Below are 20,811 nucleotides of genomic sequence, written 5' to 3'. Positions count from 1 at the left end.
TCTCACTCTCCATCCAGTAGATTTATTAATAATTTTTCAACATCCTCATCTGACAGATCATCAAGGTCCATTTCAGATAGACTTTCAACGATTAGTTCCTGAGGATTTGAAAGTGACATCGAAATCTCAGTTTCGCAAGACTCCACGACTTGGCTTAACTGATAAATTGTCGGAGCTTGGAAAAGGTCACGTAACGTTATGTTTATCCCTAAAGATTTCCGAATGCGTGACAGCACCTGTGTTGCGAGAAGAGAATGTCCTCCGAGGTCAAAGAAATTATCGTAGCGGTTGATCGTATTTACTCCAAGCACTTCTCTCCAAATGGAAGTCAACTCGATTTCCAATGGCGTACCTGATTCGCTTTCCAATTCTTCAGAAATCACTCTGGACAGTTCCGGAAGCGGGAGTGCGCCTCTGTTGATCTTCCCATTAGCATTGAGTGGCATTTCCGATAAGAAAACAATCTCAGTTGGTATCATATAATCAGGGATTTTCTGATTAAGAAAACATCTTACTTCAGCCGGTGTGGCGTTCGTTAGTTCAACTAAGACTACATACGCGATGAGACGGGCTTGTTCTCCCGAAACGCTGTGTGCAATGACAACCGCTTCTTGCACGGACGGGTACGAGAGTAGCGCCGACTCAATATCCCCCGGCTCAATCCGATACCCACGGATTTTGACTTGATGATCTAGTCGGCCAATAAAGGAGATCAAACCATTTTCCGTGCGGCACACAAGATCTCCCGATTTATACAAATAGCTATTCGGTTTGTCTGAATAAGGATCCGGAATAAACCGTTCATTCGTCAGTTCAGGATTACCCAAATATCCTTTTGAAACTCCTGCACCTCCAATGTACAGTTCACCGGGTACACCCTGCGGCACTGGTTGGAGTTTTGCATCTAGAATGTACGCAATGCTATTAGCGAGTGGTCGCCCCAGCGGGACGATAGCATCATGCTCACCACCTGTATGCTTCGGTACTCGATATGCCAAAACCCCTACAGTCGTTTCTGTCGGACCATAATGGTTCATGACCACAAGTTCAGGACTCACCTGATGAATTTTGTTCAACAGGCGTGTTCTAAGACTCTCACCACCAAACACCAAACATTTTTGGGGTAAAACTTGTTTCATATCAGAACTAGACAGCGCCTGAAAATGCGACGGAACAATTTTAAGAAAGTCAATCGAATGCCGCCCGAAATACTCGGCTAATGCCTCAGCGTCCATTACGCGCTCTGAACTGATGATATGAAGCGTCCCACCCGTACTTAGGGCTGGGAAGATCATCGTGTTCCCTAAATCAGCCGCCAAACTCGAAACGGTTGCAAAGCTCATGCCTGGCTCCACTTTCATCACGCGAATAATGCCATGCAGGTAATTTAATAAGTTCCTGTGTTCAATCACAACGCCTTTCGGTTTTCCAGTAGTCCCCGATGTGTAAATCAAATAGATCGGGTCCTCCGCATGATTCGCACAAGGTAAATTCCAATCGGGCTCACAGATGATCTGCTCCCATTTTTGCTCAAGGTTCACGATAACGGTCGAACTTGTTCCTGCACTTTGCGAATCTTCCTCAGTGATCAATGCTACAAGTCCAGTATCTTGGATCATAAACTCCATTCGTTCCTTGGGAAGCTTCGTATCAAACGGAACATACGCCCCGCCGGCCTTCAAGATCCCCAACATTGCGATCAACAACTTTTCGGAACGATTTAAATAGATCCCTACCAACTTTCCGGGCCCAACTCCAACTTTCTGCAAGAAATGTGCTACTTGATTTGAAATACGGTTCAATTCTTGATAGGTGTATTGTTTATCCTCGTAGATGAGTGCGATCCTATTCGAATACGTTGCCGCTACTTGCTCAAACATTTCAGTAAATAGAAAAGAATGAGATAGTTCCATGCACTCGCCATGACTTTCCGCTACGATGGTCTGCATCTCATTTGCAGACACCAGTTGAGCTGTCGAGACTCTACGGTCCGGCTCCTCCACCATGACTTGCAAGAGCTTCAAATAATGATCCATCATCCGCTTGATGGTGGTTGCTTTAAACAAGTCCAGTCTATAAACCAATTTCCCTGTCAGTCCCTGCTGAGTCTCTTCCATGAATAAGGAAAGATCGAATTTGCTAAACTCCTGCTTGGCTTCAAATGGAGTTACCTCAACATTTGGAAGGTTCCAATTGTGTATATCTACGTTTTGCAAAACAAATGCAGCTTGAAATAACGGATTCCATCCCAGACTGCGTTCCGGTTTCAACTCTTTCACCAACTGCTCAAAGCGAAGACTTTGATGTGAAAAAGCTTCCAGCGTCACACGCTTTACCAACTTAAGCAGTTCTTCAAACGAGAGGTCTTCAGAAAAGTCTGTTCGCAACACGAGTGTATTCACAAAATATCCAATTAGAGAATCGAATGCATCCGTCTCGCGGCCAGCCGCGTGTGTCCCGACCGTGATGTCAGTTTGACCCGTATAACGAAATAAAAGAGTCTTATACGCAGCAAGCATAACCATAAACAGCGTCATACCCCTTGCCTTTGCATGCGAATTCAACTTCGCATGCAAATCGTGCGATACGCGGAAGTAGTACGTTCCTCCCTTATTACTCTCGACTACAGGACGTTGATAGTCTGTTGGTAACGGCAATAGATCTGGTATTCCTGACAATTGTTGCTTCCAATACTCCAGATCCCCTCGTACTTTGCTGCTCTCCGAATTTTCACGCTGCCACTTCGCATAATCTGCATAACGATACTGAATAGCAGGAATCGGTTGACACGAACCCCTCTTCTCGGCTCGATAGAATTGTGATATCTCATTGTACAGAATGCCAAGCGACCAGCCATCCAAAATTATATGATGGGCGACCAGCACAAACACAAACTCCTCAGCAGTCATCTGAAACAAGGTTAGATTTAGCAATGGGCCCTCTTCCAAATTGAACTGTGTAGCCATTAATTCACTGAGCTTCTCTTGGAAAAGATCCTCCCTTTCATCCGAGTTGAATTTCTGCAATTCAATGATTGTTAGAGGCACTTCAAACGATTCCACACGTTGGTACTGCACATCTCCATCGTTTTGGGTAAAAACCGTGCGGAGTATCTCATGCCTTTCAATCATCATCAGAAAACTACGGTGCAAAACAGCAGTATCTAGTACGCCCTTCATTCTATAGGCGGACACGATGTTGTAAGCAGAGCGCTCCGCAACCAGTTGATCCAGCATCCACAACTGTTCTTGCGCCAAGGATAATCGACGATATTCCAAGTCGACATCCGGAATTACTGGCACATTTTCCGCGCAATTATTTTTCAGTTCTCTTTCGATTCGTTTGGACAAATCCCCCAGTTTAAGCAATTCGAAAATCACACTTATATTCAAGCGGATGCCAAACTCAGCTGAGATGCGGGTCAGAAGTTTTATGGCGAGAAGTGAATTCCCCCCTGCCTCCAGAAAATCATCTTCCAAGCTGCTTACAGGGGTGTCCAACACTTCGTTCCACAGAGCCGAGAGCCTCATTTCCGTCTCAGTACGGGGCTCAATCAACGATCTTTTCCGATCAGAAGCATCGAATTGTGGCAGTCGATTTTTATCGATTTTCCCATTTGAGGTAAGAGGAAACTCCTCTAGTTGTTGAAAATACGTTGGCATCATATAGGAAGGCAGTCGACTTTGCAGGTCCTGTCGCACATCCTTCGCAGTCACAACAGTACCCGGTTCAGCGATAAAATAGGCACCTATCCTTTTGTCACTAGGTGATTTTGTCACAACCGTTACAACTGTATTCAAAACGTTAGCACAGTTTCGAATCTGAGCTTCAATTTCACTTAGTTCGATGCGAAATCCGCGTATCTTAACCTGTTGATCGATCCGCCCCAAAAACTCCAAGTTTCCATCCGGCCTCTGAGAGACCAGATCACCGGTTCGATATAATTTTGCATCTGTGTTCGTCTGCAATGGATGGGGAATAAATTTTTCCCTAGAGAGTTCAGGGAGATTCAAGTAACCGCGTGCCAATCCGGCCCCTCCCACATACAACTCTCCAGGGTCCCCCATTACAACAGGTACTCCAGACTCATCGAAAACAAAAGCCTCTGAATGGTTGATCGATCTCCCAATTGGGATATTTTCTTCGATTTGAGATACATCCGTCATTTCAAAGAAAGTACTGAATGTTGTATTTTCTGTAGGGCCATAAGCATTCACAACACGAATTCCCGGCAAGTACTGTAGAACTTTTTTCACATGAATCGCTGAAACCACGTCACCTCCAACAAAGATGGTTTGCAGGGAACGCAGCGAATCAAGCTGATTGTCGACAACAAGTGGAAAGAATCCTGCGGTCATCCACAAAGTAGTAACCTGTAGTCTTATCAGAATTTCCCCGAATTCAAAGATATCAATCGTCGGTGAAGGATAGATCACCAAGAGCGAACCGTTCAGCAGGCTTCCCCAAATTTCAAAAGTTGCGGCATCAAAGGAAATCGAAGAATACTGCAAAAAGACCTCGTCACGGTGGAAACCATGATAATTTGTGTATTTCACAAGCCGCACAATACCTTGATGAGGTACCATAACACCTTTTGGTCTGCCTGTTGAGCCAGAAGTATAATAAATATAAGCAAGATCCTCGGGTGTTCCTTCGATGTTCAGGTTGTCGGTGAGTTCTTTTTCGACGATGCTCCAATTCGAATCCAAACAGAAGATATTATTTTCCGGAAGGGGAAAACATTTTGCGAGTGATGTTTGAGTGACCAAGAGCGACACCCCCACATCTTCCAGCATATATTCTAATCGTTCCTTGGGGTAATCCGAATCAAACGGAACACAAACACCGCCTGCTTTCAAGATAGCGAGTACGGCGATGTACATGTCGAACGAGCGTTCCATACCGATCCCGACAAAATCCCCTCTTCCTACTCCGCGATCTCGCAAATACCGTGCCAATTGATTTGCTTTTTCGTTGAGTTGAACATAGGACAATGCATGATCACCCAAAACAAGGGCAGTAGACAATAACGATTGTTCGACCTGTTCTTCAAACAATTGGTGAACTCGTTTTTTCACTTCCATACTAGATGAAGTGGAATAGGACATCGGTAGCCCCCTCCTTGATAAATGCTATCACTCGCTAGCATCGTACTGCCTGAATCATTTTTTGCAACACATTACGCCGTATCGTCCGGATCTGTTGTGATTCCCGATCCGGGTGAACGCGATTCGTGAGCAATATGCCAAAGCACTCCTTCTGCGGAGAAATCCAGAGACTTGTTCCAGTGAATCCTAGGTGACCGAATACCGGTTCTGTTTGGCCCTGCACTTGAAAAGTATCCCAGCCGAATCCCCGCGACTCTCCAAGACCTTGGGTATGGTTGCGCAAGGATTCTTTCACCAATTCTGCCGGTAACAGCTGGCGGCCTTCGTACCTTCCAAGGTCCAGGATCATCCTACAAAACTTGACAAGATCTCCAGCCGTCGAGAAGACCCCCGCATGCCCAGCCACGCCTCCGAGCCATTCTGCGTTTTCATCGTGAACGATCCCTTTCTTGCACGCACCAAGCTCCGGAATAAATTCTGTGGGCGCTATGCGTGACGTAAGGACAGGTGATGGATTGTAGCACGTGTCTGTCATGCCAAGCGGATGCCATATGTTCTTCGCAACATATTGATCAAGTGTTGTTCCGCCTACCCGTTCGATAATTTCACCTAATAGTACAAATCCACGATTGCTGTACTTCACCTGCGTTCTGCATGCATAGTCAGGAGGTTCTTCGCAAATCCCCCGAATGATCTGTTCCTTATCTCGCCCATATTGCTTGAGAAAAGTCTGAGCCGACAAACCTGCCTGGTGCGTGAGGAGGTCTACAATTGTGACCTTTGCCAAAGGTTCTCCCGCTTTAAGCGAAAAAATGGATGACAACGTCTGTACAAGTTTCAATTTCCCTTCTCCTGCCAAGTGCAAAACGGCAGGCAAAACGGCGACAACTTTGCTCAAGGAGGCCAGATCAAAAATCGTATCCTTTATCATGGGAAGCGAGTCAGGCATGGTTTGTCGATCTCCGTATGCCTCAAACAACAGTAACTGTCCGTAAGCCTCTATGACTAATACAGCGCCATTTATCTGGTTTTCAGAAGTAACCTGTTGCATATAGCGGTGTAACTCCATTATGGCACTTTCATGTTGGCTTTCTTTTCCCATCATGACAATTCCATCCTCAGTAAATGTCTATTAACATCCCTATAATCATTTCCAGATATTCGATAGCTGGAGAAGCGAGCCCAATTAGTCAGATTGGTAAAGAATTCCTATTGATTTGTATATTTTCACAAATATATTCATTATTGTCAAATATAATTTTCATCTCTCGACGATTACCTAACCACCTCGCGTTAAACGAGCGCCCAAGAACAATGAAACGCCTTGCGATTCCGGCTCATCAAAAAATTCGTCTGCATACTGCTCACCTCTGATCGAATATTTGATTCAGCAAAATGAATTTTTTTATTTAAAATCACAGGTAAATGTATGTGTAAATTACTTATTTCGGCTCAAAATAATCGCTTGTCTTTCTTTTTGACGAGAAAAGGCGATTTCGTTGCACTCGTTGCGAAGTGCTGCGTTTTAAGAAGTATCAAATCGTTAACACTTTGGGCATTGTACATCGGAATCTTCATCGAAATAGAACATATTATCCCTAATGGTTCTTGTTTAATTTGAACAGTATATGATTTTACTTATCATAACAGATCATAGGGAATTTTGGTGTAAAATTGTTGATAGACTTCAAGTTTACTATTTCCCTTATCTAATCCATAACCGTAAAAGCTATGCCAATATGAATTGATAAGATATTTGTGGCTACATTAAAACTTTATGTCGGTTCCCTTTATTGGACAGAGTCTCCTATCAATTCTCCCCACTTCCCGATGTTCTTGTAACTGGTCATGATATACTGCCGCGCTCATATCGCGCACTCCTCACTTGAAATAAGATTGAAGCTACCCTGTCCATCTGAAGATAGCCCATCCCGTCGACCAAAAGCAGTTTGAGTGTTTCCCGCGCGAGTTGGAGATCAACATGAGCATGGTGAGGAATTGGGTCAAGAATTATTTCGCTTGGCCCGAAAGTACTGGAGGAAGGAAGAGGAAATAATAAATACATTTACTATATCGGAAACTAATGAACTGTAGTCGTGTGAGCACTACTTCTTGAACACCATATTCTTTGAACCAATAGGCTCGAAAGATTTTCTTCGTCTTGTCATCAACGTTTATCCTATCAACACCATAGATTGGCGGTCTACCGCGCTTTACCTCTCCATGACTCGTTTGACCAACTCGCCTCGACGGTCGTTATCATAAATATCCGGCTCATCGAGAACCCTGTCCCGAATCAGCTCCCATGCTTCGCCACTGGTACCAGCAAAACAGATCGGAACGAGCGACAATGAAATTTCCTGTACCCAAATACGAACGGTTTTACTGAAGGCAAGAATACAAAAAATCGAGCTTCTGAAACGCATCGGTTACGTAATCCCGACGGTCCAGAAGCTCAGAAACCGCATTCTTTCGTATAAGTGAGTTTCCAAATCACCAACCTAGATACTGTCTCGCATGCCTTACCACCACATTTGTACGGGAGCCAAAATTCTTTGCTGTGCACACCATACTTCAGGAATCTGGTCTGAAATCTCCAGTGTATCTTCGCCATTTAGATAAAGCAAACTTGCTTCCAAATCATATCGAGGACTTTCGCGTGCACCAATGAAAGTACCTCAGATCGTGGCTCTACCACTCAGAAATGTTCACTTCTGTATCTCAGGGCTGGCACTATTGTGAAGACAGCCTAGCTTTCTTCACAATAGTGTGGGTCCTCTAATGCGGCTAGCAAACAATCTAACTGCCTTAAATACTCATAATTGCTCACGTCATCACGGATAAACGACGTGTCCATCCCCGACTTTCGAATCGTTTCAATCCAGTTCAGCGCCTCGCTTCTGCCTATTCCTCTGTACAGCATACCGTAATACAAATAAGCGAATTCGTTGCTAATATTCGTGTTGAACACGATGGGATCGTCTGTGTTAATGCTGACAAGAGTGTTCGGCACATCACGATCATCGGGCTGATGAATTTGAAAAAACTGATTTTCGTAGATGGACTTGATATCACCAATGGCAAAATTAGAGGAGGGATTGACTTCCACTACGATTCCATTGTGGGCAACCTTATGCCTGACATACCTCTGCATGTCCAATGTTATCTCTCTTTCAATTTCCGTCGTCCGCACAAAGATTGGATCCATGAGTCGCTCCAAGTATGTTTTGTCGTGATACATGTGAAGTAAGAATTGGAATTGCCTGTTTACCCGGTTGTTCCTAACCGCAGCCGCCATCTGTTGCGAAGATGGTGCTACAATATCCTGAATCGGTTTGAACCGGGTCTGGTAAACCTCATATAACATTTCAATGGACATGCCGTGCCGGAAGTCATCCTTCAGAACGTTCTGCAAGACTTTGTATATTTTGTGTTGCAGATACGAGAATGTATTAAAATTATAGCTGGAAGCACGCGTGTATACGCCCCAGGCCCAAAGAAGATTATCAAGATACTCGCCTTGAGGAAGGAGAACCTGTTCATTTTCTTGTACCCACCTCTCGACGGACACACCCAAAGCGATACCATGTCCGACCCGATCGCCAGAGTGGAATTTGCAGTAATCGATCACTTCGTCTATTCTCCGCAAGCCTGAGTTCAGATGCCGGTAGTCCTCGCCCGCATGAAAGGTAAAGAATAAGCTTTGGTGTCGCACCTTGTGACCGTCTCGATCCAACATTCGCATTCCATCTTTATCACTATTTCTCGCCACTTCAAACACAGGACTGAACACTTGAATCGGCGTATGGTTCTCCAGACTGGCCGCGTCTAGACCGACGACGAAATTCGAAAGATACGGAATGCGGTTCCGTAGCCGCATAATCATGCTAGTCTTGTCCAGATAATCCTGTTGAATACGACCATAATGAAGGCGGTCCAGTCGACTATTATCTCTGCGGTACTCCATCCAATCCTTGTCAATATTATCTTTTTGCTTGATTAAGTGATAGACAAGACCAATTCTCGGAAAACTAGCCTCCTTGTTGTGATCTACCAGATAGTCTTCAGCCAAGATCTGTCTATATGATCTAAGAATATTAAGGATCTTCAACCGATTCTTTGATTCACGAGGGGCGATTGATAAACGCAACTCCACTTTCTTCAAATACTGATTCTGGAACAAATTCCTCAACATATTCAAAAAATAATGCTCTTCCTGCGAACTAAAGCCATCCGTCGCCCGATCAAAATAACTCCGAAAATAATCAAGTCCTTTCACCGAATTCGATTGGTTTACCTCTTGATAAAACTCATTTTTAATTCGCAGATAGCGAAAAAACACATGCAGGAATTCATTCAGGTCGGCACGATTCAGATCAGAGTGCACTTCCTTGAATTTCATGACTTGCTGTAGGAAGATGTTTTCCCCATAGGTATGAATGCATCGATACTCATCAAAGATAGCGGTTATCCAATCAACTTCACCCTCTTTACAAATGGGTAGTTCCTTCTTCACTAGTTCCAACGCTGTCTTCAATTCTTCCACTGTAGCAAACGAAGAATCCTCGAAGACAAGCCGTTGGTAAACAGATTGGAACTGCCGTAAATTCTCCCTGATCCACTGGCTTAGAGAATGTGTAGGTGCAGATGCGATATAATGCGCCAACAGGTACCGAAGCAATTGAGCTGTCAATATATATTCCTTGACCTCGCTAGAATTGCAAGTGAAAGACACACGAAAGTTTTTTAAGTACTTTCCAACTTGGCTATGGGAAAAATCTCCGTTAAAGTTCATACAAGTCTGCCACAGCATCGTAAAAGTAAACGCTGCACTGGCATGGAGATGGTTTTCAGAAACTCCATTCCTCAGAACGTCGTGCAATGGCGCATCTGCTAGATTGATATGTTGATACAATCCGTCCAACTGCAACGGCTCAAATAAATGATTCGAAGCATAATAACTTGCCACGAACAAGTCCAATGGAAGCAATCGACTTAGCAGACTGAACATATGGACTTTATCAAACTCCGTGTACGCCTGCCAGATGTCAGCCATTGCTTCATCTTGCTTCCTTAGTTCATGGTTCCAATATTTGAAAACCATCTCGCCATCGCGATGGGACATCAAGGCTCGCGTGAATTGTTGGATGAGATCAAAATAATACTCGTATAAGAGACTCTCCATCTCCTCTCTAGTTAAGCTGTCGTAACGAAAGTATCTCCGAAACAAGTATGGATGAAACTTCTCCAGAAGCAGGTTGATTTCATCCAAGCTGGAAGGAATGCACCGGGACATGATGGACGGATACAGCTTCTCCAAGAATGCATTCAAGCATGCAGTGCTTTTTTTAGTCTGACGGTGAACCTGCCATGCCATTTCTACCAATTCATCGTTGCTAGAGCAAAAAAGGTCCTTGAAAGGAAAGAATGCCACTTGAAGGGTTAGTTGCATTTTGTCAAGCATTTGCATCTGATTCCTCGTCTTCCTCCAAATCGATTCCAAGATCGCTCAGATCAGTTTCTACTAAATTCTTCGCTTCATTAAATCCCTCGGCTAGCTTATGGCGCATTTCCTCTTTTACTTTTTCGTAGTCAGCGTCTCTCTGAACAGCTGTATGAACTTGATTTAAGTAATCCGCAAGGTGACGCAACACCCACAGTTCGTCCGGCAGTAGATTTGACGGCGCCATGTATGCTTGCTGTTTCATGGTCTGGAGTAGTAATTCGGCCTCTCGTCTTCCGAACCACACGTTATAGTTGTTAGCTAAACCTTGTAGCTCATATCTACGTTTACTATACTGTACATACGTTTCTCGCTCTTCTATAGTACTCTCAATTTGTCGTTTAGTTTGCTTATATTTTGTTGTTTCCGTCAATCCATCTGGGCGACCGAGCTTGAAATCACTGATTGCATTGACAATGGTCTTATTATCTTTCCACTCAATTACAAAATTATCTCTTTCAAGCTCCTTTCTCAATTTACTAAATAATGAATCATAGAATTGCTTAATAAGATTATCGATACGATTTTTTTGAGCAGGCGTAAACTTTTCGTTCTTCTGTTGCTTCCTCCTAATGGCGATCAAAATCTTTTTCAACTTTGCGCTTACACTTGTCTCCTCTTCGACCGAAGCCGGCTGAATATGATGTCCTTGACTTTCTTTAAATTTGTTTTCGAATACAATCGCGTCCCACGAATTGATCTCTACGATAAAATTGATGAACAATTCCTGGGCAAACTCAGTATTTTCGAACCAGGATTGCAATTTCACCCACGGGCCATCCATTATAGGATACTCATAAAGAGATTTATAGTACGCTAAATCCTCCGTGGTGTTACTAGCTTCTTTCAAAAAATCTAATATGAGACCAACATATTTAATACGGGGACCCGACTGTTTAGCTCCAACATATTGCGCATAAAATAGTCTGCTCAGTAAATTCTCTTCTTTTCCTACACTGACGATTTTATTTATTTCAGTAAGCAACAAACGATCCAGTTTCTCCTTCCAAAATGTGGCTTTCTCTGACTCCCCATCATAGGGCTGAACGAGCCACTCCTTTTTATCCAGCAAACGATTGGTCATTATGAGGGCATTTTGAAAGCTAATGAATGACAGCATATCACGGACAACATGTCCATACTTATTTGTTGTCCATGTATCCAATTGAAGAATGCCCAGTAGTGCACTTACTTGCAGTTCGTCACACATCCCCTGATCCAATCGCACTTCATCCAACAGACTTCGAATCATTTCTCCTACAATCAGCAGCGGTATTATTAGATTAGTACCTTGGCTGGAGGAAGACTGATTAGAATCATCATTAGTGGAACTTTGCTGATTTAGAGCATTCTTTTGATTAGAAGCATTCTGTTTTGAAGTACCCCTTGCTTTACTTTTATTTTGCAATCCTTGAATATACGAATAATCCAGAAAAGTGTTGCTGGCGTCTTGTCCCCATTGGATAAATTTTTCTAGAATGCCTCGTTGTTCTGCAGCTAGTTCTGTCGAAGATAGCAAAATCGTATCGACTAGAGACTTCACAAGCGTGAATCGCTCTTTTTTCTCTTGTTCGCTTAACTCGCGATCAACTCTCCAGAGCTCGGCAAACCGCTCATTCATCTCGTGAATATGATAGTACACGTTCACAATCCCTCGTGGAGTCCGATCAAAAATGCTAAAACTTTTAGTGATTGGATAAAGTTTTGACGAGCCTTCTAACTGGTAGCTAAACAGATTTTTGCTTCCGAGCAGTTTATCCAGTTGCTCCATTAGTGTTCGTTTATCGAAAGAAAAATTTGGAATGTTATTCTCGTTCCATTGCAAAAGTTGATGACGTCTCGCAGGCGGCATAATTTTTTTGATATATTCATGCGCCAAGTTTTGCTTACGATCTTTAATTGATACCTGGTTGTTGGCTTTAAACCGGGGAGTTATATTGCTCCACTTAAGGTTTTCATCCTGCAACAGTGCCAGCGTGACCGACTCCAGCAAGATATCGTAATCCCCAGACAATACCGTGACCACGTGGGGATGATTGGCGTATTGCAATATCGCCTCCATCAACTCTCTACTTCGCACCATTTTCAGATCGATATCATCAACAAACACAAACAAAAGCGGTTCGTGTACCTCACCTACTAGTTCCGATCCGTCCGAGGAGTTGCTCACTACGTAGCGATGGTTATCAACTAGGATGGTGATGAGTTGGTGTAACTTATTTTTAAACTCGATGTCAGGAGTTAGCAATCTAGAAGATTTATTAATATGAGTAGCAAGATCATCGTAAGTATGCATCAAAAGTTGACGATACTCATTCTCAGTGTACATGTGATATTCGATCAACTCGTTCAAGCTACTCCGTAAACGATTGTTTGACCGAAGCATCCCCTTGTTGAAGTATTCATGCAAGCCTTTTACTTTACCCTTCTGTCCCAAACTTTCGATCTTCTTCAATTGCTGCTCGACCGCATTTTTCAAGAAACCTACAATTGAGCCCATAATCTTTGTGTTGTCTCCAAAATGGTCCGGTTCGATAATTCCCATCACCATGTTTGACGAGAGTGCAGATACCTCGTTCCCAGAAGAGAGTAGCTTGTTGATCAGCGTATAGAGAACAGACGTCTTCCCCGTGCCTCTCGCACCGAAGATACCGATCGTGTTATTGACGTCCTTCTTGAAGTTGGTACCTGACTCATTTGAGTCCATTTCATTGTAGCTTTGCTCCCGTATTTGCTCGATTTGCTTGAGGAGTAGATCAAAGGTCGGCAATATGTTATAAACTTCATCATTTAAGTTACGGGCCCCAATGAATACTCCCGAACGACCGCTCTTCAAATTTGATTTTAGATTATCCAAAACACTTACCCCCACGAATGAAATTTTCAATTAACTATGTTCGACATGATAATTTATTCCCCTTCTATGAAATTCATAAATATAAACAGTTACACTCATGGAATGATTAGTATCTTTAATCTAGCGACGATGATAGTGTCCACCCCTTCTTCTCTCTGCCACCTATTTCACGTCTCCCCATCTCGTTGGAGATTTATCGGCATCTTCGTGTTTCACCTGCTGATGAAGAGATTCAGCAACAAGTTTGAGGAAATCGACCTATCCATATTTAATTTTTAACAAATATATAAGCAAAAACGTTTTACTATATAAATTTTATTTTTTTGTAAAAGCACAACGCTTTGTCCGAATAGAACGCTGCGAGTTGATGGTGGTTATTGCTCTTCAAATACTCCACAAATTCCTCCGCTCGATTCAGATACTGGTCGGACTCAAGTTAGTAATTTTTCAGGATACAAATCATTGCTGAACGGGAAAGCGTATAGATGCACCACGGGATAGCTCCTATTAGAATAATCTCTGCAATGCACGATTCATTTACTTTCAATGCTACTGCGTCATCTTTTTTCGCGATTACCAAAAAACGTATTGCTACTTGCCATATTTGCTTCACGAACAAAATATGGTCCCTCCTGCAACTGGCGGGGCCATATCATAAGATGTGGAACTTCTTTCTCGGTCACGATCTGCCAATGGACATATTTCTGTGTCCGATACTCGCGTTCGATTTCAAGTTATTCGATGAGACATTTCTGTTCGAACTCCTCACTACGTTTGACAGTTCTGGCTATGTACTTAACTTCTTTATCACGCCGAACTGTTACAAAAAAGTCCGTCGTCCTAACAATCGGTGTCTGCGTAGCATTGTCCATCGGGTGGCGAAACCAAGTTCTTCAGCAATATGAATGGTCAGCTCTCGATCCAATGAATATTGCTCGCGTATATCAATCACATGATTGCCCCAGTCAAGCAAATAGAGGTCGTTCCGCTCCAAATCGGAAAGAGCATGGTGTATACGTCCGCTCTTATTTCCCTTTAGGCGTATACTCAACCCACTAGACGGATCGTCATGGATGGTGAGCCAAGGTTTATAGTTAGCGCTCCCTTTGACCTCTGCACGCCTTTAGAGATTTGAATTTTCTCATCGGCACATTCTAGTGGTCATTTTGTCAAACAACGCCACCATCCCAAAAAGAGCCGATCCTCACGGACCGACTCTTTTCAACACTTCCCTTCAACTATCTAACCTGCCAACCGTTTCGCTCATTCAAGCGCCTTATATTCGTAGGAAAAGAACGCCAGGGTGTCTTGTACATAATCCTCAATTCAATGGAGAATCGGAATTCTGCATGACATCTCTCGTACGAATCCCTTCGAGGATAGCGCCGTTCACCCAACCAGCCCCTTAGGTAAACGGCTTCTTTTTCAGTTACTCTTTGATTCGATCAGGATACATTCCTTTGGCCAAAATTTGTAATGCATGCGGAGCACGAATGCCCTCTGCAGCTGCTGAAAGCGGAAGCACGATGAACCGCTTGTTTTTGATAGCCGGGATGTCCGCCAGTTCTTTTTTGGAAAGTAGCAGTTTTTGTTTTTGATCGGCAGACTGCTCGCCATAATCAACAATCACGATCACATCCGGGTCGCGGTGAACGACCTCTTCCCAACTGACTTCCGCCCAACTCTTTTTAATGTCGTCAAAAATGTTTTTTCCGCCCGCGATCTCGATCAAATGCGTCATGTAGTTATTGGCCGCTGTAAACGCTTTATCTTCTCCACTGTCATACACAAATATTTTCAGTGGATTTTTCACGTCTCCGATTTGTTGTTTGGTTTGTTCGATCTCTTGTTTCATTTTTCCAATCAGCTCATTTGCCCGTGGCTCCACACGAAAGATGCGGCCGATATTTTGGATGTCTTTGTACACATCCTCCAAAGTGGGTTCTGTCATGTTTGACGATTCCTGGATATACGTTTTAATCCCCGCTTCGTTTAGATCTTTCACCGTCCCTAAAGACTGTTCGGTAAAGGCACTTTTCCAGCCTGCATAAGCAAAATCAGGTTCGACCGCAAAGAATGCTTCTTTGGATGGGTATTCCTTGGACAAGACAGGGATTTTGGAATAAGCATCCTGAAATTCCGGTTCGATTTGATCATCTAAATATGCAGTGCCAACCATCGATTCTTGCAGACCCAACGCGAGCATGATTTCAGTAGCATGTTGGTTCAGGGAGACCGCCTTCTTCGGCACATCTGCAAAAGTGAGAGTGTTTCCCATATTGGTAAGCGTAATGGGCTCGAGCTGCCCCTGCGGAGCCTGTTGTACTTCTGAACCTGTTTGACTGTTGTCAGTATTGCCGCAAGCAGTAAGCGTGAACGCGAAGATGATCGAAAGCGTTGATACAAGGAACGATTTTTTATTCCATTTCATGTGTGATATTCCTCCAATTCTCCAATTAACGCACCTTTGCAAGCAAGGTGAATCGTGATCCGCGATCGGCAGACGGTTGATCCCTACCGGTGTCGAACGGGTATCCGCCGTTCATCCAAACATCCTCCCGATATTGCTTGACTTTCCGCGTTCCCAGCACCCCTTCCAGCGTTTCTTCCAATCCGAGGTCGATTGGAAGCGGCTGAGCCTCCGGAAGCAACGCGGTAGCCCATGGTTGGGAACAACCATACTTTTCATACGTAGCTGTCACTGCAAACCCTTCCGCCGCGAGCAGCAGGCCCAATTCTTTAGGAGTCATCAGTGCATACTCCCGTTCGGCACGATAGCGGACCTGTTCCCTTCCCTCTACGAATGATTCATAGGTAACGGAACAATGAAACAGTTGTTGAGCCAAGGAAGTCGATCCGGAAACTTGCTGATAGACGATTTTTCCATTCGGTAAGCGCTTGCGGCGTGATGTGTTCCACTCCGCTCCTGCAGGAGGAATGAGCAGATCGATGGCGACCCATCCTCCTTTTCGCAAATTTCGACGCATCTGTTGCAGTAGCGCCACATGCTCATCCAGCATCGTGTAATGTTGCAAAAACCCATCCGGGCAGATGATGTGGGAGAAGTTCGGTTCGGTATCGAAATGCATCGCGTCTGCTTCGATCAATTCCAAACGCTCTGGATTATCTTTGAAGAGTCGATCCCGCTTCGTTGCCGCCACCTTCAGCATGTCCGGGCTCCAATCCACTCCGCATACGGTCGCGCCAGTCTGCGCGATCTCGGCGGCAATTCTTGCGGTGCCCACGCCTAGTTCTAGCACAGTCGGTGTCGTATCCCATTCCTGAATCCAATCTCGGTAAAACGCAATCCCCGCTTTGCCGACAAACTGGTCGTAATACTCAGCCTCCATTCCGGTGTAAAGCAGGCTGGCTTGCCGCTCATGCCGCCCTCCTTGCATGCCGCATCGCGAACAGAGACCGCCTGCCAGCTCCGAAAGTGGAGTGCCTGCGGGAATGCCGTTTCGGCTGTCACCATACCATTCGTCATACATGAAGCTGCAAAAACCGCATTTCCAAAACGCCATCGCCATTTACTCCTCTCTTTGTGCCGTTGCAAGCCGAAGAGAAAGATTCGGCAAAAAGGTAATGTGTGGTTTCCCCGTGACGTGATGGATGGTGACCTCAGCTTCTACACCAAAAATCTCCCGCAACAATTCGGGTGTCATCACATCCTCCGGCGGTCCGGACACAACGATACTGCCATCACGCACGACATACAGCTCGTCACAATAGACGGAAGCGAGGTTCAAATCATGCAGCGCTGCCAGTACGGTTATATCGAGAGTTTTGACCAGATCCATCAGTTGCAGTTGATGACGAATGTCCAAGTGATTGGTTGGCTCATCCAGAACAATGATCTCCGCCTGCTGGGCAAGGGCCCTCGCGATCAACACACGCTGTTTTTCTCCGCCGGACAAGCTCATAAAACTCCGCTTGGCGTACTCGGTCATGTCCACACGCGACAAGGCCTGTTCCACGATGTCCAGATCCTCAACCGTATCCGATTGAAACATCCCCTTATGGGGAGTGCGTCCCATCATCACGATTTCTTGAACCGAAAAATCAAAGTTGTGAGTTGATTCCTGACTGACCACTGCCATCCGCTGAAAAACGGAGCGCGCGGGCATCCGATACAATTCCTCGTTATCCAAATAGACGGTGCCTGTATCCGGTCTCAAAACGCGGTAGATCATTTTGAGCAGTGTCGATTTCCCACAGCCGTTTGGTCCAATCAATCCGACGAATTTTTTGTCGGATACCTGTAAGGTGATATCTCGAATGATCGAGGATTGCCCAATACGGAAAGAGACGTTCTCTGCTTTTACACTCATCGGTTTCCACCGCCAAACGTATAGGAGTTGCGCCGCAGAAGCCAAATAAAGAACGGACCGCCGCAAATCGACGTCACCACTCCGATCGGCACTTCTTCCGGCGCCAGTACCAAACGGGCCAAAACATCTCCCCAGATCGCCAGCAAGACTCCGAGCAATACACTGACCGGAAGGACCCTCCGATGATCAGAGCCAACCAGAAAACGCGCGATATGCGGAATCATCAGTCCAATAAACCCAATCGAACCACATACCGCCACAATCACCCCGGTAAGAAGCGAGGCGACGATGAGAAGTACTTTTCGCAACGAATTGGTGTTGATCCCAAGTGTTTTCGCTGCTTCCTCCCCCATCAACAGCGCGTTGAGGCCGCGATATTGAAACAGTAAAAAAATGAATCCGACGAACACCGCACAACCGGGAATGATCACATATTCCCATTTGGCACCGGAAAAGCTCCCCATCATCCAGAACATGGCATCGCGAATTCCCTGCTCCCTCGGTGCCATCATCACGATAAAACTGGTGATGGAAGATAGCACCATGGAGATCGCGATTCCTGACAACAGCAGGCGTGAAGTGGTGATGATTCCTGAGACGTTTGCCAGCATATAGACGACGATCATCGAAACAAGTGCCCCTAGGAAAGCCGCGATGCTTAGCGCATACTGTCCGAACATCGGCAATGCTCCGAAAATGATAACCATGACAGCCATTACGGATGAACCGGACGAGACGCCCAGAATGTACGGGTCTGCAAGCGAGTTGCGCAGCAGTGCCTGGATCACCGCCCCTGCCAAGGCAAGTCCGGCGCCGGCTACAGCCGCCAGAATCACACGGGGAAACCGGATCTCCCAGATGATGTGCTCTTGCGCCTTGCTCCAATCCGGCACAATGGATGGTCCCCAAAAAGGAAGATGGGACATGGCCACTTTCCATACGGTAAGGGGCGCGATTTTGACTGGACCGAGCATGACTGCCATCGTGATCGACACCAAACACAAAACGATCAGCAGCAAAAGCAGGTTTCTCCACGAAAGCCCACCTACGAATCGAGTCGGTTTTGCTTGTCCAATGGATTGAATCGAGTTCAATTTGCAACTCCCTTTCCTCAATGTCTGCTGGTGCAGGCCCCAGAAAACACGATGCCTGACAGCACAAAAAGCCCCACCTTGGCAGATGGGGCTACGCGTACAATCAAAAAAACGACGCAAAGAAAGAAAACCAGGCCGCTTCCTTATTCGTACACCTCTCCTCTCCTCGAAGGTTTATCTGGTGCGGCAAGCTAGGCAGGTCTCCTGGCTTCCGGATCAATGCGCTCTTTCGTCTTCCCCGATACTTATCGAGTGGCATGCGTGAAAGAGAACTCCTCGGTTACAGTGGCGGGACCGCTCGGGATTTTCACCCGATTCCCTATTATCCCTTTATCAAAAGGGCACCTAGTTGCGTCCTATCAAATTACTATTCAGTATAAAGAAGATGCCATGCTATGGCAATCTGTAGTCTTCATTTGTGTAAGGGACGTTGGACGCCTGAAACGCATCGGGGAGTCGGAGGGGTGCAATTTTTGGAAAATCAGGCGACCAGATTCGCAGAATTACCTTGGTTACGGGAGGTAAGACCTTTATCATGATCGTAACTCCCGAATACCGCACATCCCCTTTTGATATACCTTTTGCGATCATCGCTGGTGTGAGTCAGATAGTCGGAGTTTTTGCTTCCATATAATAGCATACAGACTGGGAGGCTCATGAACAGGTGGAAGCGTCGTTTCCAATCTGGACAAACCTCAGTTCTTGATAGTTTCAGACTTCAAACGGGGCGAGTATAACGGCCATTTCGAATGCCTCTCTCCTTCTAAAAAAGACTGTGTGCCGTGCTTATCTCACGGGACACAGTCAGAATGAACTTTTTGTTACTGTAGAGTGACAAAAATGTCCTTTCACTTTTGGTGCAGCCCGCCGTAAGCTTCCGGCAGCTCTTCGGCCAGCCGATCCAGCACCTTCTGCGACTCCGTTTTTCATCTCCGAACTCACGTGCACGCCATCTATGCCCAGCCAACTCCCCCTGCGGAGGAAGTTGGCTTTTTAGATGTTCGTTTTTTTCAGAATCGGAATCCAAGCCTCGCAGCGATACGCTTCCGCCTGGGCATCTCCCGGCAAATACACTTCAATCTCCGGCAAACCTGCATGCTCAAATTCGGTCGCCGGAAACCACACCTTGTAAATTTTGCGCAATCCGCTCTGCATCGCCCCCGGCAGCGGCCCCGAACAAGGGAAGATCGCCCAAGTGGCAGCCGGAATCGTTTGGACGGACCATCCCTGTGCCAAATCTAAAGAAGCGGCGTCTGCTTCCCTTGCGATCATGTATGTGAATTCTTCCTCAAAACTCATGGTTAGGCCAAGCAAAGGCGTCTCCGTAGAGAGCGAGCTCAGCTTGTCAAGCGTGCCGTCCTTCCGGCTTTCCCCCCAAAACCACTGTCGGGTACGGCCATCTTGACCGCAAACGAGCTCTGCCGACTTCCCGACGACGGTGAACGCTTCTTTTTCCACAATGCGATAATCCACTTCCGCGTCGCCCAGCGCGTGCGGTTCGAACGAAACGCGGGGGAAGGCTTTGATCGACACGCCCGGTTTCCGGGCGGCCGACGGGGAGACACCGTGGAGCTTTCGGAACGCTTTACAGAATGACTCAGGGGGATCATAGCCATATTTAAGCGCGACATCGACCACTTTTGCCGAGGATACGGCCAACTCTTGGGCGGCTAATGTCAACTTGCGCTTCCGCACATATTCGCCCAGCGTGATCCCCGACCACATATGAAACATTCGCTGAAAATGAAAGGGTGACGAATACACAGCCTTCGCAATGGTCTCCACAGGCAGCGATGTTTCCAGATTGCTTTCGATAAACTCCAGCGCTTCCTCTAACCGTTTCTGCCAATCCAAACCGCATCACCTCACTCCCATTTTACAACAAAGCATGAAAAGACAGGATCGTTTCCGCCCCCGT

9 protein-coding genes and 1 riboswitch are annotated in these 20,811 nt (G+C 45.6%); all 9 genes read right to left on the bottom strand.

The features are described 5' to 3' along the window. Positions 1-2: 2 nt before the first annotated feature. On the bottom strand, positions 3-5,108 hold the full coding sequence (locus CIG75_RS02590) for a non-ribosomal peptide synthetase (RefSeq protein ID WP_094235237.1): 5,106 nt from the start codon (positions 5,106-5,108) through the stop codon (positions 3-5). Positions 5,109-5,142: 34 nt separating this feature from the next. Then, positions 5,143-6,213: a serine hydrolase domain-containing protein gene (locus CIG75_RS02585; protein ID WP_094235236.1), complete on the bottom strand. Its 1,071-nt coding sequence runs from the start codon at positions 6,211-6,213 to the stop codon at positions 5,143-5,145. A gap of 1,644 nt (positions 6,214-7,857) precedes the next feature. Further along, a complete protein-coding gene (locus CIG75_RS02580) occupies positions 7,858-10,578 on the bottom strand; it encodes an amidohydrolase family protein (RefSeq protein WP_094235235.1) in 2,721 nt (906 codons plus the stop codon). Then, positions 10,565-13,468, bottom strand: a complete 2,904-nt coding sequence (locus CIG75_RS02575; protein ID WP_094235234.1) for a hypothetical protein — start codon at positions 13,466-13,468, stop codon at positions 10,565-10,567. Before CIG75_RS02575 ends, CIG75_RS02580 begins: the two co-directional genes overlap by 14 nt. A 1,429-nt stretch (positions 13,469-14,897) precedes the next feature. Further along, complete coding sequence (locus tag CIG75_RS02560; protein ID WP_094235231.1) at positions 14,898-15,899, bottom strand: ABC transporter substrate-binding protein; 1,002 nt, start codon at positions 15,897-15,899, stop codon at positions 14,898-14,900. A gap of 25 nt (positions 15,900-15,924) precedes the next feature. Beyond that, positions 15,925-16,992 carry a methyltransferase domain-containing protein gene (locus CIG75_RS02555; protein ID WP_094238308.1) on the bottom strand — a complete coding sequence of 356 codons (1,068 nt, stop codon included), beginning with the start codon at positions 16,990-16,992 and terminating at the stop codon, positions 15,925-15,927. Between the two features lie 6 nt (positions 16,993-16,998). Further along, positions 16,999-17,799: an ABC transporter ATP-binding protein gene (locus CIG75_RS02550; protein ID WP_094235230.1), complete on the bottom strand. Its 801-nt coding sequence runs from the start codon at positions 17,797-17,799 to the stop codon at positions 16,999-17,001. Continuing rightward, positions 17,796-18,884, bottom strand: a complete 1,089-nt coding sequence (locus tag CIG75_RS02545) for a FecCD family ABC transporter permease (protein ID WP_407701278.1) — start codon at positions 18,882-18,884, stop codon at positions 17,796-17,798. The genes CIG75_RS02550 and CIG75_RS02545 overlap by 4 nt, the downstream gene beginning before the upstream one ends. Positions 18,885-19,070: 186 nt before the next feature. Next, positions 19,071-19,257, bottom strand: a riboswitch (cobalamin riboswitch). A 629-nt stretch (positions 19,258-19,886) separates the two neighbouring features. Beyond that, complete coding sequence (locus tag CIG75_RS02540; RefSeq protein ID WP_094235229.1) at positions 19,887-20,747, bottom strand: AraC family transcriptional regulator; 861 nt, start codon at positions 20,745-20,747, stop codon at positions 19,887-19,889. Between the last annotated feature and the right edge of the window lie 64 nt (positions 20,748-20,811).

Source organism: Tumebacillus algifaecis, assembly GCF_002243515.1.
GTDB lineage: Bacteria > Bacillota > Bacilli > Tumebacillales > Tumebacillaceae > Tumebacillus_A > Tumebacillus_A algifaecis.
Note: the sequence above shows the minus strand (reverse complement) of the source record. Positions and strands in the feature narration are given on the sequence as shown.

Excerpts from the sequence above, each read along its gene's own strand:
- CIG75_RS02555 (WP_094238308.1), bottom strand. The coding sequence starts at position 16,992 with ATGGCGTTTTGGAAATGCGGTTTTTGCAGCTTCATGTATGACGAATGG.
- CIG75_RS02560 (WP_094235231.1), bottom strand. The coding sequence starts at position 15,899 with ATGAAATGGAATAAAAAATCGTTCCTTGTATCAACGCTTTCGATCATC.
- CIG75_RS02590 (WP_094235237.1), bottom strand. The coding sequence starts at position 5,108 with ATGTCCTATTCCACTTCATCTAGTATGGAAGTGAAAAAACGAGTTCAC.
- CIG75_RS02580 (WP_094235235.1), bottom strand. The coding sequence starts at position 10,578 with ATGCAAATGCTTGACAAAATGCAACTAACCCTTCAAGTGGCATTCTTT.
- CIG75_RS02550 (WP_094235230.1), bottom strand. The coding sequence starts at position 17,799 with ATGAGTGTAAAAGCAGAGAACGTCTCTTTCCGTATTGGGCAATCCTCG.
- CIG75_RS02585 (WP_094235236.1), bottom strand. The coding sequence starts at position 6,213 with ATGATGGGAAAAGAAAGCCAACATGAAAGTGCCATAATGGAGTTACAC.